A 19490-nucleotide genomic window follows, 5' to 3' on the forward strand; every position below is an offset into this window, starting at 1 on the left:
GACGATCTGATAGTGGCAATCCGTGGGGTGAGCCTTGGCGCCGACTTCAGAAGCGGAGGCGGTCGCCCCGGCCCCGAGTGAGAAGAGCCCGGCCAGCAGCCCTCCAAGTGCCGACATGGTGACGGTGCGCCGAATGCGAGTAGCCTTCAGCATTTTCTTCACCTACTTCTGTGGTAACGCACGTTGCGTTTCCGGCAGGATGGCGGGGGCGGCATTGCCTTGAATGTCAACCTTCCCCCTATCTGCGCGGAGAGCGATTCATCTCCCCTTGCGGGCATGACATTTCCATGCCGGGGACGGCGAGGCAAGCGCAACTAAGATACTTTGAGGGTTACTTGAGCTTGCGGCATCCGATAAATGAGAGATTCAATTCCGGCGCCATCGAGTCAAGGCAGAAAAGAAGTAAATCCAGCCATGAGATGGCTGGAATTACTCTTTCCTGGAGCGGTGAATTGACGTCGGTTAAGGCCTGTCCCGTAAATGATCTCTGCCCTGATGTGGGCGCGGTTGGCGAGGGTGGTTCAGCTCGCCTGTCCGGCGAGGTTGAGGTTGTGGAGGCGAGCGATGCCGCGCATGGCGTGGTGGACGCCGTCACCTCTGAGCCGGCAATCCCGCAGGATCTGACTCGAAAATGGCCGCACGAGGGCAGGGCTGATTGAACCTCGCTCGTGCTGACCAAGACGCTGAGCATGTCTTCCCGCGCCATGATCGAAGCACTCATCGCCGGTGAGCGTGATCCGGTGGTACCCCCAGCCGGTCCGTGTAGGACAAACAGTGATTTCCTGTGGTGGAGCACCCTCCAGGTGATCACGTTCCTGAGGTTGCAAGGTTCGCCAGTAGTCCTGCCGCCCGTCTCAGTTTCCGTCTCATTCAGCGCCGTTCACGGCCGTTCAGACGAGGCCGAGAAGCGCCACCGCCAGTGTGGGCAGCCGTCCATGAACCCAAGCGAACGCCCCTGCACACAGCCCAGCACCCCGCCAACACAGTTGGAAAGCGTGTTGGGGGCAACCCCTCACGAGTTCGAATCTCGTATCCTCCGCCAGTGCCTCACCGGGCACGATGTCGAAGGGCCCCACCGCTTGCGGTGGGGCCCCTCGTCGTTGCCGTCCCGGTCAGCCACTCGCCTCCGGGCCCCACCGTTGCGGCCCCTCCCCGCGCCAGTCGATCCACGGGACCTCGGCCACGTCCGCCGCGTCGATCTCCAGCCCGGCCCGGCGGAGGAACTCCGCGACGTCGGCCGCGTTGTGGGCCAGGCCGAGGAATTCACCGTCCACGCGCACGCGCCGGCCCCCGGAGGGCGACGGCGGTTGCACGGTCACGCGGATCGGTCCGGACGGCATGCCCTCGGGCTCGTCCGGGTCGTGCGAGCCCGCATCCCAGCGCGTCATCGGTGGGACCGCTCACTCACGGGCACTTCCGCCCGGCCCAGCTCACGAAGCTCCCACCACGCCGCGGGGGCGGGACGCCGTCGCCGCCAGTACGGATGGAAGAACGTCCGGGTCGACAGCCGGTACAGACGCCGGCGCAGATCGGTGCGGCCAGGGTGCTCGGCGAGCTGCCGGTACGTGGCACTCCACTCCTTCTGAGCCTGCGCGAGGTCGTCGGGAAACGTTCGCATGACCGAATTCAATCATGTGTTCGATTTTTGAGGCCACCGCGCCGCGAGGGCGGCGAAGCCGAGCGGTGCGGCCGGGGCAGGGTGGGCTCACTCGCTCCCGGGTCGGCCAGGGGTGCTATCAAGGGGATATGGAGGGATTTCCCCGGCAGTCCCCGGGCTCGGCGGAGCACTGGTCCGCCGGACGCCCGCAGAGGCGTCGCACCTCCCTGCTGGATCTGCGCAGTGTGGCCGGTCAGGTGCTCCTGCTGCAGATCGTGGTCGTGGGGCTGCTGGTGGTGACCGCGGTGGCGGCCGTGGTGCTCCAGGCGGCGCGGGACGCGCTGCGGGAGGGGCGCCGGGAGTCGGTCGTCGCGGCCCAGTCGTTCGCGAACGCCCCCGGCGTGGTCAGGGCGCTGCGGAGCCCGGACCCGACGGCGGTCCTCCAGCCGAAGGCCGAGGCGGCCCGCAAGCGCTCGGGCGTCGACTTCGTCGTCGCCATGAACACGAAGGGCATCCGCTACACGTATCCGTACCGGAGCGAGATCGGAAAGAAGTTCGTCGGCACCATCGGGCCGGCGCTGCGGGGCAGGACCGTTGTCGAGCAGGCCGGCGGGCCGCCACTGCCGACGGGCAAGGGGACGGCCGTGCAGGCGGTGGTCCCGGTGACCGACGCGCAGGGCAAGGTCGTCGGGCTGGTCTCCGCCGGGATCACGGTCAGGAACGTGGCGGCCCTGTGGATGCCGGAGCTGCCGATCACCCTGGGCGCGGGCGCCGCCGCGCTGGCATTGGCCGTGACCGGGACGACCCTGGTGTCCCGGCGGCTGCTGCGTCAGACGCGCGGTCTGGCCCCCGAGGAGCTGGCGGAGCTGTACGAGCACCACGAGGCGGTGCTGCACGCGGTACGGGAGGGCGTGCTGATCACCGACGCCGAGGGCCGGCTGCTGCTGGCCAACGAGGAGGCGACGAGGCTGCTCGGGCTGCCGGACGAGGCGCGGGGGCGTCCGGTGCGGGAGCTGGACCTGCCCGAGCCGGTCCAGCGGCTGCTGACCTCACCGGAGGCGGTCACCGACGCGGTGCATCTCGCGGGGGACCGGCTGCTGGCGGTCAGCAAGCGGCCCACGTACCCGCGGACCGGGCGCGGAGGCAGCGTGGTGACGCTTCGGGACACCACGGAGCTGGCGGCGATCACCGGCCGGGCCGAGGTCGCGCGGCAGCGGCTGAACCTGCTGTACGACGCCGGGATGAGGGTCGGCACCACGCTGGACGTGGGGCGTACGGCCCAGGAGCTGGCCGATGTGGCGGTACCGCGGTTCGCCGACCTGGTGACGGTGGACCTGCTGGACGCGGCACTGCGCGGGTGGGAGCCGACGGCGGAGGGCTGGCGGCACCTGCGGCGCGCGGCGATCGCCGGCGAGCGGCGGAAGGTGCCGGTGTACCCGCTCGGTGAGGTGATCGACTTCTCGCCCCGGGCCCCGCAGATGCGGACGCTGCAGGAGGGGCACGGCATGCTGGAGGCGGACCTGCGGCAGGCCCCCGGCTGGCGGGACCAGGACCCGGAGCGGGCCCGGCTGTCCCTGGAGTGCGGACTGCGTTCGCTGGTGGCCGTGCCGCTGCGGGCGCGGGGCGTGCCGCTGGGCGTGGCGAACTTCTACCGGCGGCGCGAGTCGAAGCCGTTCGAGCCGGACGACCTCTCCTTCGCCGAGGAGCTGGCCGCGCGGGCGGCGGTCGCCATCGACAACGCCCGCCGGTTCACCCGGGAGCACGCGATGGCGGTGACGCTGCAGCGCAGTCTGCTGCCGCGCGGGCAGCCGGAGCAGGACGCGCTGGAGGTCGCCTGGCGGTATCTGCCCGCGGAGGGCGGGGTGGGCGGCGACTGGTTCGACGTCATCCCGCTGCCCGGCGCCCGGGTGGCCCTGGTGATGGGCGACGTCGTCGGACGGGGACTGCACGCGGCGGCGACGATGGGGCGGCTGCGCACCGCGGTGCACAACTTCGCCACCCTTGACCTGCCCGTGGACGAGGTGCTCGGGAACCTGGACGACCTGGTCGTCCGCATGGACGACGAGGAGAGCGAGGCCGCCGAAGGCCTCGAGGGGGAGGGCGTGACCGGGGCGACCTGCCTGTACGCGGTCTACGACTCCGTGACGGGGGCCTGCACGATGGCCCGCGCGGGGCACCCGGAACCGGTCCTCGTGCGCCCCGACGGCACGGTCGCCTGCCCGGGCGTACCGGCGTCGGCGCCGCTCGGCCTGGGCGGATACCCCTTCGAGACCGCCGAGCTGTCCCTGCCGGAGGGCTCGCAGCTCCTGCTGTACACGGACGGGCTGGTGGAGGACCGCCGCCAGGACATCGACGTCGGCATGGAGCGGCTGCGCCGGGCGCTGGAGGGCTCCGGGGACCGCACTCCGGAGGAGACCTGCCGGACGGTGATCGACACCCTGCGGCCGGTCCACTCCTCCGACGACATCGCGCTGCTGGCGGCCCGCACCCGGCGCTTCCCGCCCTCGCGGGTGGCGGAGTGGGACGTGCCTGCGGACCCGGCGCTGGTGCCCTCGGCGCGGGCCCGCTGCCGGGAGACGCTGCGGGAGTGGGGGCTTGAGGAGGCCGGGTTCACCACGGAGCTGATCCTCAGCGAGCTGGTCACGAACGCGATCCGGTACGGCTCACCGCCGGTCACCGTACGGCTGCTGCACGGGCGCTGTCTGACCTGCGAGGTGTCGGACGGCAGCAGTACCTCGCCGCGGCTGCGGCGGGCGGCGACGACGGACGAGGGCGGCCGGGGCCTCTTCCTGGTCGCGCAGTTCGCCCAGCGCTGGGGCACCCGGTACACCAGCCGCGGCAAGGTCATCTGGACGGAACAGCAGCTGCACGGCGCGACCTCCGCCGCCGGGCACGCGCCGGTCGACTTCCTCCTCGAGCAGTTCGACGACCTGGAGGTGTGAGCCCGTCCCGGTGCTCGCGCGGCCGGTCAGCCGAGCCGCTCCGCCGTCAGCTCCCCGACCCCGGCGGCCAGGGCGTCCGCCACCGCTCGCGGGGGTGTCTCGGGCGCTCCCCGGTCCTTCCCCGGGCGCGAGGTCCGCGCGGCCAGCGGCAGTTCCACCTGAACGCCTCCCGCACGGGTCAGGTTCACGGGGTTGCGCGGGTTGAGGCCCCGCAGCCCGGCCGGGATGAGCTCCAGGTCCGTCACGGTGTCGAAGGCGGGGGCGAGCAGGGCGAGCGGGCGCCCGAGGACCAGGGCCGCCTCGCGGTTGGCGCCGCCCAGGAAGATCGAGCGGGGGGCGTCGGGCCGTAGGTGGCCGTGCAGGGAGACGGTCAGGGAGACATGGGAGAGGAATTCCCGCAGGGCCTCGCAGGGGGCCTCGGACATCCGGTGCGAGGGGATGTGGACCGGGGAGCCGGCGGGCTGGGTGAAGACCAGTGCGGTCGCTCCGGTGCGGGCCGCCACCTCGTGGGCCAGTTCCGCCGTACCGCCCTCCTTGGCGCCGTGCAGGGCCAGCAGGCCGATGTCCGACCGGACGGTCAGTGCGGCTTCGAACTCCGCGCCCTCGATGATCACTCGCTCGCCGCGCTCCATCTCGCCCTCTCCCCCGGGTCCGTCACCGCGCCACCCGTACGGTCCTCGACACGGTCACCTGGTCCACGTCCGACACCCGCACCGTCACCCTCATGGTCCACGTTCCCGGGATCGGCAGGGCGAAGGAGTCGGCCGCCCAGTAGCCGCCGCGGTCGGTGACGCTGGCGTCCAGGGGGCCGACCCGCTGGGCGGGAAGGGTCATCGAGAGGCGGAGTTCGGGGACGGAGGCCAGGCCGCCGTCGGGACCGTAGACCACCGCCTGGACGGAGTTCGTGCCGACGCGGCCGGGGTCGAGGGTGATCTGCACCTTGCCGTGGCCGCCCGGAGTGCCGACGTCGAACGGGATCGTGGTGACCGAGGCGGCGGGGATGCCGGCCGGGGCCGCCTCGGACCGCGCCGCCTCGGCCGCCGCCCGGCCGGGCAGGGTGCTGGTCAGGAGGGTGGTCAGGACGAGGACGAGGACCCCCGTGGCCAGTTCGGCCAGCACCGTGCGGCGCAGGTGGTGCGGGGCGGGGGCCGGCGCGGTGTCCGGTCCGGGCTCCGGACGGGGTTCGGCGGGGAGCGGCGGTCCGGTGGCCGGCTCGGGGACGCGAGCCGGGCGCGCCGCCGGGGACGTGCTCGCCAGGCGGGCCGTCCAGCGCCGGGAGCGGGAGGCGGCCGCGAGGAGCAGGGCCACCGCCGCCAGCTTGGCCAGCAGGATGCGCCCGTACGTCGTACCGGTGAGCGCCTCCAGGGAACCCAGGCCCCGCCAGGACTGGTAGACGCCGGTCACCGCGAGGACCGTCACCGAGGCGAAGGCCAGGCGGGAGAAGCGCGCGACGGTACGCGCCTGCGCTTCCGGCGCCCCCGCGGGGGCCGGAGCCGCCGCCGGGTCCCGGCGCAGCGTCAGCAGCAGCGCCGCGAGGCCGCCCAGCCAGGCGGCCATGGCCAGCAGGTGCAGCGCGGCGGAGGCGATCGCGACGGGTACCTGCGGCCCCGCCGAGGCGTGTTCGGCCGCCGCCCAGGTCAGGGCCAGGGCCACGGAGACGAGCGCGGCCGAGGCCAGCAGGGCCCGGCGGGGGACGCGCCGCCGCAGGCCCCGGCGGGACAGCAGGACGCAGGCGCCCGCCAGGAGCAGCAGGGTCAGGCGGGCGAGCAGGAGCTCACCGGGCCGGGTCGCGGCCGTGCGGGTGAGCGAGGACAGCGCGAACGCCCCCGCGGGGGAGGTGCCCTCCTCGTAGGGAGCCCTCAGCAGGAAGAGGGCGGCGGTCGAGGCGAGCAGGACCCACCAGGCGGCCAGCGCCGGGCGGCGCAGCCGGGCCCGGCCGGGCGGGCGGCAGTACGCCACGAACGCCACCGTGCCGAGCAGGAGCGCCACCGACAGGTAGGCGAGGTACCGCGCGATGTCGTAGAGGCTCGTCGTCGCCCGGTTCTCCGCGCGGTCCGGGAGCGGGGCCGCCGGTGCCGCCGTGCGCTTGCCCACCGAGAAGGTGAGGGCCCCGGACACCGGGTGGCTGTCCGCCGAGACCACCCGCCAGGTCACCGTGTAGGTACCGGTGGCGAGCCTGGCGGGCAGCGGGACGCGGGCCGTGTCGGAGCGGCCGGGTGCGTGGTCCGCCTCGCCGGTGCGCAGGCGGTGGTTCTCCGGGTCGTAGACGCGGAACGAGTCGGTGAGCAGGCCCACGGACTCCGTGAAGGTCAGCGTCACCCGGCGCGGGGCGGACTTCAGGACGGTGCCGTCGGCGGGGTCGGTCCCGCGCAGGGCCGCGTGGGCCGAGGCGGGGACCGCGGTGCCGAGCAGGAGCAGGAGCAGGCCCGTGCCGAGCACGGCCAGCCGCCGCAGCCACCGGTGTGCGTCGCGCACCTCACCCCTCCGTCCACCGGCCCGGGCGGCCGCATGCGCTCCGGGCACGTCAGCCCTCCACATACGTACGCGCCGATCGGCCGCCGTGCTCACCGCACCGGCCGCCCGGTGTGTCCGGACGGGCGGTCCTCGTCCGGACGGCGCGTCAGGCCTGATCGTCCGGGAAGGCCGTCTCCCGGTCCAGGAAGGCCAGTCGGGCGTGCTTCTCGGGCAGGTGCACATCGGGGACGTCGATCTCGGGCAGCACGACCGCGGGGCCCTGCTCGAAGCCGTGACGCCGGAAGCGTTCGACCGCCCTGGTGTTGCGCACGTCCGGGTCGACCACGATCCGGCGGCGGCCGAGCCCCAGCAGGGCGTACGCCGTCATCCCGGTCAGCAGGGCCGAGGTCCAGCCGGGGCGCCGGCCGGCCGGTCCGGCGGGGGCGAGGAGCACATGGACGCCGATGTCGCCGGGGCGTACTTCGTAGGTCTCGCCGACCCGGTCGGCGCCGGGTTCGTAGGTCTGCAGCAGGGCGGCCGGTTCGCCGTCCTTGGTGACGAGGTGGGCGTGGTGGGTGCCGAGGGTCGCCATGTGGGCGTAGATGTCGGTCACCTGGGCGCGGGTCAGGCCGGTCATGCCCCAGAACGCGGCGCGCTCCTCGCGCACCCAGGCGTGCACCACCCGCGCGTCGCCCTCCGGGTCGAGGGGCCGGACGCGGACGGTGCCGTAGCCGTCGATGTGCCGTTCGAACAGGTCAGACATCGTTCTCCTGGGTGTCTTCGGGGGTGAGCAGGGCCCAGTCGGTGACGACCGGGGCGAGATCCCCCTCGAGCCACAGGGGGAGCTGGTCGCGGTGGTGCGGTGCGCCGGGGACGCCGTCGGCGCCGAAGGGGACCACCCAGCGGCTGTCCTCGCGGCGCGCGAGGTCCCAGACGTAGCGGGCTGCCGGGCCGCGGGCGGCGAGGTCGGTGAGGCCGGGGACGGCCGAGGTGCACAGCACGCAGTCGTGGTCGCCGGCCAGGCCCGGTTCCGCGTACGGCTCCTCCCCCGGCAGCGCCCTCCAGGGGGCGAGCCGGTGGGTGTCCGCCCAGGTGCCGGCCGGCTCCGCGGCGGCGGTCTCCGTCAGGGCCTCCCGTACGACGGCGTCCCGGTCGACGCCGTACAGCTCATCCGCCGTCAGCAGGTGTTCGAGCGCGTGGCCGACGCGCGGGACGAGGGCCAGCCAGGGGAGCAGGACCTCGGGGTAGGCGGGCGGTTCGGTGAGGGCGGCGAACGCCGGGTGGGCGGCGAGCCGGCGGACGACCGCCGTGCGCACCGCGGCGTAGGCGGCGGCGCCGGTGCTGCCGGCGTCCATGCGGCGGTCCCAGGCCAGCAGCCGGTCGCGGAGGCGGGCCGCCGCGGGGGTGAGGGCGTCGAGGGCGGCGACGCGGTCGAGGAGCGGACCGGCCGAGGCGAGGTGGGTGTCGGTGTGGACGGAGTGCAGGCCGGCGGCGGACCAGGTGGGGCGCTCCTGGAGCAGGGCGCGGATGCGGTCGGCGCGGTGCGGCGGCGCGAACTCGACGCCGAGGGGAGCGGCCGGGCCGCGCTGGTTGGCCATCACGGCGATGCCGTCGGCGGCCGGTGGGGCGTACGGCGTCTCGTGCCAGCCGCGCCACTCGTGGCCCGGGCGCCAGGCGGGGACCACCCGGACCCGGTTGTCCGCCGCGCGCACGGGGACGCGGCCCGCGACCCGGTGCAGCAGGCCGCCCTCGGTGTCGGCGGCCTGCACGACGTTGACCGGCTCGGCCCAGCCGTCGAGCGCCCGGTCGACGTCGCCGACCCGGCGGGCGCGCAGGAGGGGGAGCAGACAGCCGAAGCCGAGGTCCTCCGTGACGCGGGGCGGGTAGCGCAGGGCGAGGGCGGTGGGCGGCCCGGCCGGGCCGGTCCCGTCGTCGGCGGCGTCACGGCCGTGCGGCGGGGCGGCCGTGAGGCCCGCCTCCAGGCCCTCCGGGCCGCCGGCGATCACCGGTCCCCGCTCGGTCTCCAGCACCTCGATCTCGACCGGGGTCTCCCCGGCGACCTCCACGGTCTCCGTGTGCCGCAGTGCCCGGCGCCAGACCCCGTCGGGGCCGAGCGCCTCCACGCCCGCGCCGGTGCGCCGCAGCCGCTCCCGGTATACGTCCTGGTAGTCGGCCATGGCGTTGGTGATGGCCCAGGCGACGGTGCCGGTGTGGCCGAAGTGGGCGGTGCCGGGAACGCCGGGGACGGCGAGGCCGACGACGTCGAACTCCGGGCAGGACAGGCGGATCTGCTGGTAGACGCCCGGGTCCTCGATGAAGCGGTGCGGGTCACCGGCGACGATGGGCCGCCCGGTGTCGGTGCGGTCGCCGGACAGGAGCCAGCCGTTGCTGCCGGCGGTGCCGGGGCCGTCGGTGGCGAACAGGCCGACCGACTCGGGGCCGAGGTGCCGTATCGCCTCCTCGCGCCACAGCTTGGCCGGGAAACCGGCGAACAGGATGTGCGTGGCGAGCCAGACCCCGAGCGGGGTCCAGGGCTCCCAACGGCCCGGAGCGAGGCCGGACCGCGCGAACTCGGGCGCCCGGCGGGTCCCGTCCGCCAGGCCCTCGTTGACGCCGTCGACGTACGCCCGGACCCAGTCCGCCGTCTCCGGGTCCCGGCTCTCCAGCGCGCCGAAGCAGCGCCTCGCGGTGTCGTCGAGGCGGGCGCGGCGGGCGAACACGTCCCAGGGCAGGGCGGCCGCGCCCAGGAAGGAGGCCGAGGTGCCCCGGGCCCGGTGTCGCTCGACCTCGAGCTGCCAGGCGCGGTCCAGGGCGGTCACCCGGCCCTGGGCGCGGGCCAGGGCGCGGGCGTCGGCGGCCCGCAGATGGGGGATGCCCCAGGCATCGCGGTGGATCTCGCTGGTCACCTAGGAAAACCTCTTCGCTTTAGGTAAGCCTTGCCTAACTTGATGCCGGAATCGTACGCGACGCCCGGCGGCCCGGGGAGAGCAACCTTCCGCGGGGTTCACGGGTCCAGTGGGGCAACGTTCACCAAGTCGAGGAGTCTCGTTGCGCAGAGCCGTCACCGCGGCCGCCGTGCTGGCCGCGGTCACCGCCGTCCCGCTCACCCCCGTGGCCTCCGCCGCCGCGCCCTACAAGGGGGCCAACACCGCCGCCGTCCAGGACGACTTCAACGGCGACGGGTACCGCGACCTGGTCGTCGGAGCGCCCGACGCCGCCAACGGGAGCGTGGAGGCGGCCGGGGCCGTGGTCGTGCTGTACGGCTCGTCCGGCACGGTGAGCGCCTCCCGCCGCACGGTGATCACCCAGGCGACGGCCGGCGTTCCGGGCGACCCGGAGGACCACGACCTCTTCGGTGAGACGGTCGCCGCCGGCGACCTGGACCGGGACGGTTACGCCGACCTGATCGTCGGCACCCCGCACGAGGGGGTGGGCGCCAAGGCCGCACGGGGTTCCGTGACCGTCGTGTGGGGCGGGCCGAACGGGCTGAAGGGCGCCACCAGCGTCGCCCCGCCGGCCGGATACGGGGACGACAGGACCTACTGCCGCTTCGGGATGTCCCTGGCCACCGGTGACATGAACGGGGACGGCGCACCCGAGCTGGGTGTCGGCTCCGGCTGCGACGCCGCCTCGTACACCGGCCCGTTCACCCGCACCGGCGCGGCGGCTGCCGTCTCCCGGCAGGCGACGATGGGGGACGCCCGGGGCGTCGTCATGGGCGATGTGAACGGTGACGGACGCGCCGAGCGGTTCTGGCTGGCCGGTCCCACGGACGGCGACCTGCGCGGCCCGGTCTGGGCGGACAGCGGCAGCGGCGCTCCCGCCAAGCTCCCCTACGCCGACGGCCACGCCGGCCGGATCGGCGACCTCAACGCGGACGGCTACGGCGACCTGGTCACCGGCATCGCGGAGGACGAGTCCCTCGCGAACGAGGCCGGGGCGGCCCACCGGGGCGGCGAGATCCAGGTCCTCTACGGCGGCCCGCAGGGCATCACCGCCGGCCAGCACCCCCAGGTGTTCCACCAGAACACCGCGGGCGTCCCCGGCACGGCGGAGGACGGCGACGAGTTCGGGCAGTCCCTCGCCGTCGGCGACGTGAACGGCGACCGCTACGCGGACGTCCTCGTCGGCTCCCCCGGCGAGGCGGTCGGCACGCGGTTCCGGGCCGGGACCGCCGTCCTGCTCCGCGGCTCCGCCTCCGGGCTGACCACGGCCAAGGCCGTCGGCTACACCCAGGACACGGCCGGTGTGCCCGGCGCCGTCGAGACCGGCGACACCTACGGCGCCGCCGTCCACCTGGCCGACCTCGACAAGGACGGCAGGGCCGAGACGGTCGTCGGCGCGCCCACCGAGAACAGCGACGGCTGCGTCTGGGTCGCCCGCGGCTCGGCCTCCGGGCCCGTGCCGAGCGGCTCGCTCGACATCTGCGGCAGGAGCGCCGGCATCAGCACGTACGAGGTGAAGGGCTACTTCGGCGCGGCGACCACCAGCGCGCACGTGGAGATGTGACCCGCGCGCGGCGCCGCCCGGCTGCGCCGGGCGCGCCGCAGGGGCACCATCGACCCATGGACGCGACTGTGCACCTCGCCCAGGACCCCGAGGCCGACGCGCTGCTCGGCCGCAGCCCGCTCGCCGCGCTGACCGGGATGCTGCTGGACCAGCAGGTCCCGATGGAGTGGGCGTTCAAGGGCCCGGCGACCATCGCGGGCCGGATGGACGCCCGGGACCTGGACGCCCACGAGATCGCGGCCATGGACCCGGAGGCGTTCGCCGCGCTGCTCTCCGAGAAGCCCGCCGTGCACCGCTACCCCGGCTCGATGGCCAAGCGGATCCAGCAGCTGTGCCAGTACCTGGTCGAGCACTACGGCGGTGACGCCGAGGCCGTCTGGCGGGACGCCGGTGACGGGCCCGCGCTGCTGAAGCGGCTGGAGGACCTGCCCGGGTTCGGCAGGCAGAAGGCGCAGATCTTCCTGGCGCTGCTCGGCAAGCAGCTGGGTGTGCGGCCCACCGGCTGGCGGGAGGCCGCGGGGGCGTACGGGGAGGAGGGGTCCTTCCGGTCCGTCGCCGACATCACGGGGCCCGAGTCGCTGGCCAAGGTACGGGCGCACAAGCAGGAGGCGAAGGCGGCGGCGAAAGCCGCCAAGGCGGCGAAGACCGCGGGGAGGTAGACCTCAGCCGGATGGTCCCGCCCGGGTGGCGGGACCGCCGGGGACGATCCGAGCATGAACCATGACCGAGGCACCCAGCGGCGGCCCCTCCTGGGACCGTGAGTACGACGACCGCAGCGTCCACGGGGGCCACGCCCCGCAGGGACACCACGAGCCCGAACCTCCCCTCGAAGGGCCCCTGCACGCCCTCTCCCGGGCCGCCTGGCAGGTCGTCCTGGGCACCGGGATCGCCTCGCTGATCCTCGGCATCCTGGTGCTGATCTGGCCGGGCCCCTCCCTGCTCGTCGCCGGGGTGCTGTTCGGGCTCTACCTCGTCGTCAGCGGCGTCTTCCAGCTCGCCGCCGCCTTCGGCACCCACCAGCGGACCTCGCTGCGCGTGCTCGCCTTCATCAGCGGCGCCCTGTCGATCCTGCTGGGCCTGTTCTGCTTCCGCGGGCCGATGCAGTCCTCCCTGCTGCTCGCCCTGTGGATCGGCATCGCCTGGGTGATCCGGGGCATCACCCAGACCCTGGCCGCCGCCTCCGACTCCCGTATGCCCGCACGGGGATGGCAGATCTTCCTCGGGATCGTCACCTTCGTCGCCGGCATCGTGCTGATCGACTCGCCCTTCACCTCGGTCGCCGTGCTGACCCTGGTCGCCGGATGGTGGCTGGTGATCGTCGGCATCGTGGAGATCGTCACCGCGATCCGCGTCCGGGGCATGGCCCGGCAGGTCCCGCGCACGGTGTGAGGCCGGCGGTACTCCGAACGGGCGTATCCCGGGCGGCGCGCGATGCGGCGGGGTCGCCGGGCGGGCACAGACCCGGTGTGAGCAGGTCCGCGCGCATCCCCCGCAGCCGCACCTGGCTGCGGGTGCTCGTGCTGCTCCTGGCGGTGTGGGTGCCCGGCGCCCACGTGCAGGCCCAGCCGGCGCCCGCCCCGGCCGCGTCGGCCGTCACTTCCGAGCACGACCACCTGGACACCCTCCCGCGGCCGCCCGCCCGCGTCTCCCAGCCGGCCGGGACCCCCGAACGCCCCTCGCCCCTGCCCGGACCGGCGCCCGCCCCCGCGGCGGCGCCCCCGTGCCCCGCCGTGCCACGGCCGCCGGGCGCCGTACCCCTGCTGCGGACGGTGGTCCTGCGCTGCTGACCGGGCCCTTCCCCCAGCCCAGTCAGCTCTAGGCGAGGAACGACCATGCCCACAGACTTGTACGCGGTCCTGCGCGCCCTGCTGCGCGCGGAGGCCAGGCGCAGCGCGCCGGCCCGGCCGGAGGAGACGAACCCGCGACCACAGGGACCGGCGAAGGAGGACGGCCGCTGATCAGCAGGCGGAGGCGGTCACCGCCTCCGCCGTGCGGTACCGAACAGGGAGCGGGTGATCTCGCGGCCGATCTGGGTGCCGACCGAGCGGGCCAGTGACTTGAACATCCCGCTGCCCACCACCTGTTCGACCAGCGACGGTTCCTCCTTCGGCGCCTTCGCCTCCGGGCTGCGGGCGGCCTCCGGGGCCCGCGCGCTCTCCCGGGCGCGGCCCGGCGCCGCTGCCTCGGCCGCCGGCCGCTCGATCAGTCGCTCGTACGCCGACTCGCGGTCCACAGCCTGTGCATAACGCCCGTGGAGCGCGGACTCCCGCACCGCCCGGTCCAGCCCCGGCCCGTCCACCGGGCCCATCAGGGACTCCGGGGCGCGCAGCCGGGTCGCCGCGACCGGGGTGGGGGCACCGGTCTCGCTGAGCACGGTCACCACGGCCTCGCCGGTGCCGAGCCCGGTGAGGAGTTCCTCGAGGTCGTAGGCGGAGTCCGGGAAGGTCTTCACGGTCGCCTTCAGGGCCTTCTGGTCGTCGGGCGTGAAGGCCCGCAGCGCGTGCTGGACGCGGTTGCCGAGCTGGCCGAGGACGTCGGACGGCACGTCCTTCGGGGTCTGGGTGACGAAGAAGACGCCGACCCCTTTCGAGCGAATCAGGCGCACGGTCTGCGTGATCGACTCGAGGAACGCCCTGGAGGCGTCGCCGAACAGCAGATGCGCCTCGTCGAAGAAGAAGACCAGCTTGGGCTTGTCGGCGTCGCCCACCTCGGGCAGGTCGTGGAAGAGGTCGGCCAGCAGCCACATCAGGAAGGTGGAGAAGAGCTGCGGTCTGTCCTGGACGGCGGGGAGTTCGAGAACGGAGACGACGCCCCGCCCGTCCGGCGTCGTCCGCAGCAGCTCGGCCGTGTCGAACTCCGGCTCGCCGAAGAAGTCCGCCATGCCCTGGGCCTCGAAGGCGGTCAGCGAGCGCAGGATCACCCCGGCCGTGGCGGTGGACAGCCCGCCGATGTTCCTCAGCTCGGCCCTGCCCTCGTCCGAGGTCAGGAAGGCGACCACGGCCCGGAGGTCCTTGAGGTCGACCAGTTCGAGGCCCTTGGTGTCGGCGTAGTGGAAGATCAGGCCGAGGGACTGCTCCTGCGTCTGGTTGAGCCGGAGCACCTTGGACAGCAGCACCGGCCCGAAACTCGTGATGGTGGCCCGCACCGGGATGCCGTGGCCGAGCCCGCCGAGCGCGAGGAACTCCGCGGGGAAACCGGCCGGCGTCCAGCTCTGGCCCACCTCGGCCGCGCGCCCCCGGACCCGGTCGTTCGACACGCCCGGCCGGGAGATGCCGGAGAGGTCGCCCTTGACGTCCGCGAGGAACACCGGCACGCCCTGCGCGGAGAGTTGCTCGGCGATCAGCTGGAGCGTCTTGGTCTTACCGGTGCCCGTGGCGCCCGCGACCAGTCCGTGCCGGTTGAGCATGGGCAGCGGGATGCGCACCGGCGCCTGAGGGAGGCACCGTCCGTCCCAGAGCAGGGCGCCGAGATCCAGGGCGGGGCCGTCGAAGGCGTATCCGGCGCGGATCCGCTCGGCCTCGGCCGGGGGCGCCTCGCTGTCACTCATCCGCGACCCCTGTCTCCGATAGCACCCGTTATGAGCCTCTTCGCTCCGGCATTTCCAGCCTCGCACTGCGGCGCCATGGCTGCGCCCGGAACGTCTGGACCGGTAGGCTTTCCGTGTGATCTTCAAGCGCATCGGAAACGGCCGGCCGTACCCCGACCACGGCCGGGAAAGCACCCGGCAGTGGGCGGACGTCGCGCCGCGCCCGGTCCGCCTCGATCAGCTCGTGACCACCAAGCAGCAGCTCGATCTGGAGACCCTGCTCGCCGAGGACTCGACGTTCTACGGCGACCTCTTCGCGCACGTCGTGAAGTGGCAGGGCGACCTCTACCTGGAGGACGGCCTCCACCGAGCGGTGCGCGCCGCCCTCCAGCAGCGCCAGGTGCTGCACGCGCGCGTGCTCGAACTCGACTGACCCGCACGCCACGGCGGTTGCCCCTTTCGGGTTCCGCTGAGCGGCGTCTGCTGATCATCTAATAGGCATCGCCGCTCAGGCGCACTACGCTGCGTTCATGAGCATGCTGACTCCCCCGGGCATGGGCGGCCAGTACCGGATCACGGGGGACAAATACCCTCGGATGCGCCCTCCCCGGCGGCGCGGCAGGCTGGTGGCCGCCGTGACGGCGTCCGCCGCCGCGCTCGGCCTGATCGGCTGGGGCACCCTGCAGCTCATCGACGTCTTCACCGGGGGCGGCGACAGGTCGGCGGCGTCCGCCACCAAGGCCGGGTGCCCCGTCGCGAAGGCCTCCGCCGCGCCCGCCAGGGCCCTGCCCGAGCCCCGCGCGATCACCGTGAACGTCTACAACGCCACGACCCGCAGCGGCCTCGCCAAGGCCACCGCGGACGAGCTGAAGAAGCGCGGCTTCAAGATCGGTGACGTGGGCAACGCGCCCAAGGAGTACGACAAGAAGGTCAAGGGCGCCGGGGTGCTCCTCGGCCCCGCCTCCGCGCTGGACACCTCGCTGCCGGTGCTCGCCACCCAGCTGACCGGCGCCGAGCGCCGTACCGAGGCCGGCCGCAAGGGGGCCGGCCTCGACCTGATCATCGGTGACAAGTTCGGCAGCCTGACCGCGCGGGCGGCCGCCGACCAGGCCCTGGCCCGGCTGAGTGAACCGAAGCCGCCGACCGCCGCCTCGAAGAAGGGCTGCTGAGCCGTACAGGGCCCTACTCGGCCGCGCCGTACAGCCGGTCGCCCGCGTCCCCGAGGCCGGGGATGATGTAGCCGTGCTCGTTGAGGTGGTCGTCCACGGCCGCCGTGACGACCGTGACCGGGGTGCCCGCGAGCTCCCGCTCCATGACCTCGACGCCCTCCGGCGCGGCGAGCAGCACCACGGCGGTGACGTCGTCGGCGCCGCGCTTGATCAGCTCCTGGATGGCCGCCACCAGCGTGCCGCCGGTCGCCAGCATCGGGTCCAGGACGTACACCTGGCGGCCCGAGAGGTCCTCCGGCATGCGCGAGGCGTACGTGGAGGCCTGCAGCGTCTCCTCGTTGCGGATCATGCCCAAGAAGCCCACCTCGGCGGTCGGCAGCAGCCGGACCATGCCGTCCAGCATGCCGAGACCCGCCCGCAGGATCGGCACCACCAACGGGCGCGGCCGGGCGAGCTTGACGCCGGTGGTCCGGGCGACCGGCGTCTGGACGTCGACGGCCTCGGTGCGCACGTCCCGCGTGGCCTCGTAGGCGAGCAGGGTGACCAGTTCGTCGGCGAGCCGGCGGAAGGTCGCGGAGTCGGTGCGCTGGTCGCGCAGCGTGGTGAGCTTGTGAGCGACCAGGGGGTGGTCGACGACGTGGAGACGCATGCCCATAACAGTAACCGCGCTCGGCCGCGCTCCGCGCTGGCATCAAACCGGCCGTACGAGGGAAAGTGGGAGGGACGGACCCGGGGTGGTGTGACTGTGCCTGACCTGCCTGATCATGAGACCGACGCCCCCGTGGACGCCAGGAGCGCGACAGGCCCCCGGCGCACCGAGACGGACGCCGAGCGCCGGCGCCGGCGCGCCCAGTTCCTGCGCGACCTCGCCGAGGCCCGGGCACTGCGCGACCGTGTACAGCCCCGGCGCGCCAAGGCGGCCCGGTTGCGCCACGCCATGCGGATGCGAACCTTCCGCTGGTAGGGGGATTCCGTCGTACGGTCGGGTGGGAAGAGACCCGTGGGAAGACAGCCGGTGGGAAAGACCGGCGAACGCACCGGTGTTGCCCGGGTGGACGTGCGTGAGCGCCGGTGGGGCCGCGTACGATCCGCAGGTGGCGGCAACGGACGCACACGTGGGCCGGTCACGGATCCACGATCAAAACTGGCGGACACAGGGAGCCGAAGACGTCCCCTGAGCGTCTTGTTTCTGCCACGATTCCGAGTGGGCGGGGCCCGGAGCCCAGCTCCATCCGCCCAGAGACCTCCGCCGGGGGGACCCCCAACCGGCACGCCTACGACCAGTGGGAGAGTCACGGTGTACTTCGCCGCACTGCTCGCGCGCACCGAAGACGGGTGGGAAGCGAGCGACACAGAGCTCGACGATGTGGAGACCCTGTCGGATCTCGCCGACCTGGCCCGGGAAGCCTCTCCCGAAGAGGACACCGTGCTCGTCCTGATCGAGCAGGAGGACGCCTGGTTCGGCGTCGTCCGCGTGGACGGCGAGGACGACCCCCGCATCTACGTCTCGGACGCGGCCGCCGCCGCCCGCAGCGCCTACGGCGAGCTACTGCTCACCGATGAGCTGCTGGGCCGGGAGCCGGGCGCCGACGACGGCCCGGACCTGGATTCCCTGGACCTCGACGGCACGGAGGACGGCGAGTCCGACGGCGACGAGGACGACACGGAAGGCGTCGCCGCCGACGCGGTGCCGCACAGCCCGGTGGGTGACAGCGAGATCCTCGACGACCTGGGTATCGGCGAGAAGGAGCTGCGCACCCTGGAGGCCGACGACGCGCTGGGCACGATCGCCGAGGCCCTGGGCGCCTCGGAGGTGCTGGAGACCGTCCGCTGAGCACCGAGGACGAGACCGGCGCGCCCGACCCGGTTCGCGACCCGTGGCGCTCCGCGATGCGGCTCGCCCTGGACGAGGCCCGGCTGGCGGTGGAGGGCGGCGACGTCCCCGTCGGCGCCGTCCTGCTGTCCCCGGACGGCACGACGGTGCTGGCCGCCGGGCACAACGAGCGTGAGGCCACCGGCGACCCGACGGCGCACGCGGAGGTCCTCGCGCTCCGGCGGGCCGCCGCGATGCTCGGACAGTGGCGGCTGGCCGGCTGCACGCTGGTCGTCACGCTGGAGCCCTGCACGATGTGCGCGGGCGCGCTGGTCCAGTCCCGGGTGGACCGGGTGGTCTACGGCGCCCGGGACGAGAAGGCGGGAGCGGCCGGCTCACTGTGGGACGTCGTGCGCGACCGGCGGCTCAACCACCGCCCCGAGGTAGTCGAGGGCGTCCTGGCCGAGGACTGTGCCCGGGTGCTCACGGAGTTCTTCCGGGACCGCTGAATTCCGATTTCAAACCTTGCCCCACCTTGCTGTAGGGTCTCCCTCGGTAGCGTGTCCGAGCGGCCGAAGGAGCTCGCCTCGAAAGCGAGTGTGGCGCAAGTCACCGAGGGTTCAAATCCCTCCGCTACCGCTCCGAACGAGAGGCCCGGTCCAATGGACCGGGCCTCTCGCGTTTTCCCAACTCCCCGCGCACCGGACCGCGTTCCCGGTCCGCCACGACTCGCACACAATTCCCCGGCCGGAACACACGAGCGGGCGGATAAACTCACCGCCGACAACAGGGCACCGAAGAGTCGCAGCAGGTACAGGGGAGGCCGCGGTGGCGGTGAACGCCAAGAAGATCGCCGTCTACGTGCTCGCGGTCTTCGCGCTGTACGTGATCATCACCGACCCGGCCAAGGCGGCCGACTACGTCCAGATAGGCTTCGAGGGCATATCGGACGCGGCCAAGGCCATCGGCGACTTCATGACCTGGGTCGCCAACGGAGCACAGAGCTGAGGTACACCCCATGATCCGTCACCTGGTCCTCTTCAGGCTCAACGAGGGCGTCGAGCGCGACGATCCGCGGGTCGTGGCGGGCGTGGAGGCCTTCCGGGCGCTGGGCGGCCGGATCGAGGAGCTGCGGTTCTGGGAGTGCGCCTGGAACATCAGCGACCGGCCCATCGCCTACGACTTCGCGATCAACTCGGCGGTCGAGGACCAGGACGCGCTGCGGCGCTACCTCGAGCACCCGGCCCATCAGGCCGGCGTCGCGCTGTGGCGCGAGTTCGCCACGTGGGTGATCGCCGACTACGAGTTCTGACCCGCACACACGGAGAGCCCCCCACGGGAAAGATGGGGGGCTTTTCCGTGTCCCGGGCCCCGAACTGGGCGCCATTCGGCCACAACACGGCGTTATGCGGTGCTTGCACACAGTGCACATGTCTTGTGATGCTATGACCGCTTTTGACGGATGACTGACCGATGAAGA

General features: G+C 73.4%; 21 protein-coding genes, 1 tRNA gene and 1 pseudogene. 14 read left to right on the top strand and 9 right to left on the bottom strand.

Translation table 11 applies throughout. The features are described 5' to 3' along the window. Nucleotides 1-521: 521 nt before the first annotated feature. The 3 genes and pseudogenes from ACZ6B1_RS32755 to ACZ6B1_RS32765 form a co-directional block, all read right to left on the bottom strand. Nucleotides 522-623 (bottom strand): annotated as a pseudogene (locus ACZ6B1_RS32755) (IS5/IS1182 family transposase); the annotation flags it as partial. Nucleotides 624-1112: 489 nt separating this feature from the next. Beyond that, entirely contained in the window at nucleotides 1113-1388 is a 276-nt protein-coding gene (locus ACZ6B1_RS32760) for a hypothetical protein (protein WP_468784406.1), read from the bottom strand. Continuing rightward, complete coding sequence (locus ACZ6B1_RS32765) at nucleotides 1385-1618, bottom strand: hypothetical protein (RefSeq protein WP_468784407.1); 234 nt, start codon at nucleotides 1616-1618, stop codon at nucleotides 1385-1387. The genes ACZ6B1_RS32760 and ACZ6B1_RS32765 overlap by 4 nt, the downstream gene beginning before the upstream one ends. Before the next feature lie 128 nt (nucleotides 1619-1746). Between ACZ6B1_RS32765 and ACZ6B1_RS32770 the strand changes: the two genes are divergently transcribed. Continuing rightward, nucleotides 1747-4539, top strand: coding sequence for a SpoIIE family protein phosphatase (locus tag ACZ6B1_RS32770; RefSeq protein ID WP_468784408.1), 2793 nt, complete (start codon nucleotides 1747-1749; stop codon nucleotides 4537-4539). 26 nt (nucleotides 4540-4565) lie between these two features. On the opposite strand, the gene ACZ6B1_RS32775 is transcribed toward ACZ6B1_RS32770, so the two are convergent. From ACZ6B1_RS32775 to ACZ6B1_RS32790, 4 genes are all read right to left on the bottom strand, one after another. After that, nucleotides 4566-5171, bottom strand: coding sequence for a poly-gamma-glutamate hydrolase family protein (locus ACZ6B1_RS32775; protein WP_468784409.1), 606 nt, complete (start codon nucleotides 5169-5171; stop codon nucleotides 4566-4568). 22 nt (nucleotides 5172-5193) lie between these two features. Beyond that, entirely contained in the window at nucleotides 5194-7077 is a 1884-nt protein-coding gene (locus ACZ6B1_RS32780) for a copper resistance CopC family protein (protein WP_468784410.1), read from the bottom strand. 82 nt (nucleotides 7078-7159) lie between these two features. After that, nucleotides 7160-7756, bottom strand: coding sequence for a GNAT family N-acetyltransferase (locus ACZ6B1_RS32785; RefSeq protein WP_468784411.1), 597 nt, complete (start codon nucleotides 7754-7756; stop codon nucleotides 7160-7162). Beyond that, nucleotides 7749-9899 carry a penicillin acylase family protein gene (locus ACZ6B1_RS32790; RefSeq protein WP_468784412.1) on the bottom strand — a complete coding sequence of 717 codons (2151 nt, stop codon included), beginning with the start codon at nucleotides 9897-9899 and terminating at the stop codon, nucleotides 7749-7751. Before ACZ6B1_RS32790 ends, ACZ6B1_RS32785 begins: the two co-directional genes overlap by 8 nt. Before the next feature lie 142 nt (nucleotides 9900-10041). Between ACZ6B1_RS32790 and ACZ6B1_RS32795 the strand changes: the two genes are divergently transcribed. The 5 genes from ACZ6B1_RS32795 to ACZ6B1_RS32815 all read left to right on the top strand — a co-directional run bounded on the left by ACZ6B1_RS32795 (nucleotide 10042) and on the right by ACZ6B1_RS32815 (nucleotide 13460). Then, nucleotides 10042-11502 (top strand): VCBS repeat-containing protein, encoded by a 1461-nt coding sequence (locus tag ACZ6B1_RS32795; protein WP_468784413.1) that lies wholly within the window; start codon nucleotides 10042-10044, stop codon nucleotides 11500-11502. 56 nt (nucleotides 11503-11558) lie between these two features. After that, nucleotides 11559-12161, top strand: a complete 603-nt coding sequence (locus tag ACZ6B1_RS32800; RefSeq protein WP_468784414.1) for an HhH-GPD-type base excision DNA repair protein — start codon at nucleotides 11559-11561, stop codon at nucleotides 12159-12161. Nucleotides 12162-12222: 61 nt separating this feature from the next. Continuing rightward, nucleotides 12223-12891, top strand: coding sequence for an HdeD family acid-resistance protein (locus ACZ6B1_RS32805; protein ID WP_468784415.1), 669 nt, complete (start codon nucleotides 12223-12225; stop codon nucleotides 12889-12891). A gap of 77 nt (nucleotides 12892-12968) precedes the next feature. Further along, the gene (locus ACZ6B1_RS32810) at nucleotides 12969-13289 is read left to right on the top strand and encodes a hypothetical protein (RefSeq protein WP_468784416.1); all 321 of its coding nucleotides are present in this window, start codon (nucleotides 12969-12971) and stop codon (nucleotides 13287-13289) included. A gap of 45 nt (nucleotides 13290-13334) precedes the next feature. Next, the gene (locus ACZ6B1_RS32815; protein ID WP_468784417.1) at nucleotides 13335-13460 is read left to right on the top strand and encodes a hypothetical protein; all 126 of its coding nucleotides are present in this window, start codon (nucleotides 13335-13337) and stop codon (nucleotides 13458-13460) included. A gap of 17 nt (nucleotides 13461-13477) precedes the next feature. On the opposite strand, the gene ACZ6B1_RS32820 is transcribed toward ACZ6B1_RS32815, so the two are convergent. Beyond that, the gene (locus tag ACZ6B1_RS32820) at nucleotides 13478-15049 is read right to left on the bottom strand and encodes a helicase HerA-like domain-containing protein (protein ID WP_468784418.1); all 1572 of its coding nucleotides are present in this window, start codon (nucleotides 15047-15049) and stop codon (nucleotides 13478-13480) included. A gap of 115 nt (nucleotides 15050-15164) precedes the next feature. Between ACZ6B1_RS32820 and ACZ6B1_RS32825 the strand changes: the two genes are divergently transcribed. Together ACZ6B1_RS32825 and ACZ6B1_RS32830 are read left to right on the top strand one after the other, a co-directional pair. Then, the gene (locus tag ACZ6B1_RS32825; RefSeq protein WP_004943146.1) at nucleotides 15165-15461 is read left to right on the top strand and encodes a type II toxin-antitoxin system VapB family antitoxin; all 297 of its coding nucleotides are present in this window, start codon (nucleotides 15165-15167) and stop codon (nucleotides 15459-15461) included. Nucleotides 15462-15582: 121 nt separating this feature from the next. Then, nucleotides 15583-16197 carry a LytR C-terminal domain-containing protein gene (locus ACZ6B1_RS32830; RefSeq protein WP_468784458.1) on the top strand — a complete coding sequence of 205 codons (615 nt, stop codon included), beginning with the start codon at nucleotides 15583-15585 and terminating at the stop codon, nucleotides 16195-16197. 13 nt (nucleotides 16198-16210) lie between these two features. Here ACZ6B1_RS32830 and upp read toward each other — a convergent pair whose 3' ends face one another. Continuing rightward, a complete protein-coding gene (upp, locus tag ACZ6B1_RS32835; RefSeq protein WP_199211140.1) occupies nucleotides 16211-16846 on the bottom strand; it encodes a uracil phosphoribosyltransferase in 636 nt (211 codons plus the stop codon). A gap of 96 nt (nucleotides 16847-16942) precedes the next feature. Here upp and ACZ6B1_RS32840 point away from each other — a divergent pair, with 96 nt between their 5' ends. The 6 genes from ACZ6B1_RS32840 to ACZ6B1_RS32865 all read left to right on the top strand — a co-directional run bounded on the left by ACZ6B1_RS32840 (nucleotide 16943) and on the right by ACZ6B1_RS32865 (nucleotide 19322). Then, nucleotides 16943-17161 carry a hypothetical protein gene (locus ACZ6B1_RS32840; protein WP_468784419.1) on the top strand — a complete coding sequence of 73 codons (219 nt, stop codon included), beginning with the start codon at nucleotides 16943-16945 and terminating at the stop codon, nucleotides 17159-17161. Nucleotides 17162-17494: 333 nt separating this feature from the next. Beyond that, on the top strand, nucleotides 17495-18031 hold the full coding sequence (locus tag ACZ6B1_RS32845) for a tRNA adenosine deaminase-associated protein (RefSeq protein WP_468784420.1): 537 nt from the start codon (nucleotides 17495-17497) through the stop codon (nucleotides 18029-18031). A gap of 56 nt (nucleotides 18032-18087) precedes the next feature. Next, the gene (tadA, locus tag ACZ6B1_RS32850) at nucleotides 18088-18519 is read left to right on the top strand and encodes a tRNA adenosine(34) deaminase TadA (protein WP_468784421.1); all 432 of its coding nucleotides are present in this window, start codon (nucleotides 18088-18090) and stop codon (nucleotides 18517-18519) included. 45 nt (nucleotides 18520-18564) lie between these two features. Continuing rightward, nucleotides 18565-18649 (top strand) — tRNA-Ser (locus tag ACZ6B1_RS32855). A gap of 189 nt (nucleotides 18650-18838) precedes the next feature. Further along, nucleotides 18839-19018: a hypothetical protein gene (locus tag ACZ6B1_RS32860; protein WP_199211143.1), complete on the top strand. Its 180-nt coding sequence runs from the start codon at nucleotides 18839-18841 to the stop codon at nucleotides 19016-19018. 10 nt (nucleotides 19019-19028) lie between these two features. Next, complete coding sequence (locus tag ACZ6B1_RS32865) at nucleotides 19029-19322, top strand: Dabb family protein (RefSeq protein WP_392293101.1); 294 nt, start codon at nucleotides 19029-19031, stop codon at nucleotides 19320-19322. Nucleotides 19323-19490: the final 168 nt, after the last annotated feature.

This window comes from Streptomyces sp. NPDC041129 (genome assembly GCF_055592265.1).

Bases quoted from the DNA above. Each gene is read 5' to 3' on its own strand.
- tadA (WP_468784421.1), top strand. From the start codon at position 18,088: ATGCGGCTCGCCCTGGACGAGGCCCGGCTGGCGGTGGAGGGCGGCGAC.
- upp (WP_199211140.1), bottom strand. From the start codon at position 16,846: ATGCGTCTCCACGTCGTCGACCACCCCCTGGTCGCTCACAAGCTCACC.
- ACZ6B1_RS32765 (WP_468784407.1), bottom strand. From the start codon at position 1,618: ATGCGAACGTTTCCCGACGACCTCGCGCAGGCTCAGAAGGAGTGGAGT.
- ACZ6B1_RS32800 (WP_468784414.1), top strand. From the start codon at position 11,559: ATGGACGCGACTGTGCACCTCGCCCAGGACCCCGAGGCCGACGCGCTG.
- ACZ6B1_RS32785 (WP_468784411.1), bottom strand. From the start codon at position 7,756: ATGTCTGACCTGTTCGAACGGCACATCGACGGCTACGGCACCGTCCGC.
- ACZ6B1_RS32775 (WP_468784409.1), bottom strand. From the start codon at position 5,171: ATGGAGCGCGGCGAGCGAGTGATCATCGAGGGCGCGGAGTTCGAAGCC.
- ACZ6B1_RS32770 (WP_468784408.1), top strand. From the start codon at position 1,747: ATGGAGGGATTTCCCCGGCAGTCCCCGGGCTCGGCGGAGCACTGGTCC.
- ACZ6B1_RS32865 (WP_392293101.1), top strand. From the start codon at position 19,029: ATGATCCGTCACCTGGTCCTCTTCAGGCTCAACGAGGGCGTCGAGCGC.
- ACZ6B1_RS32760 (WP_468784406.1), bottom strand. From the start codon at position 1,388: ATGACGCGCTGGGATGCGGGCTCGCACGACCCGGACGAGCCCGAGGGC.
- ACZ6B1_RS32815 (WP_468784417.1), top strand. From the start codon at position 13,335: ATGCCCACAGACTTGTACGCGGTCCTGCGCGCCCTGCTGCGCGCGGAG.
- ACZ6B1_RS32830 (WP_468784458.1), top strand. From the start codon at position 15,583: ATGGGCGGCCAGTACCGGATCACGGGGGACAAATACCCTCGGATGCGC.
- ACZ6B1_RS32780 (WP_468784410.1), bottom strand. From the start codon at position 7,077: ATGTGGAGGGCTGACGTGCCCGGAGCGCATGCGGCCGCCCGGGCCGGT.
- ACZ6B1_RS32820 (WP_468784418.1), bottom strand. From the start codon at position 15,049: ATGAGTGACAGCGAGGCGCCCCCGGCCGAGGCCGAGCGGATCCGCGCC.
- ACZ6B1_RS32805 (WP_468784415.1), top strand. From the start codon at position 12,223: ATGACCGAGGCACCCAGCGGCGGCCCCTCCTGGGACCGTGAGTACGAC.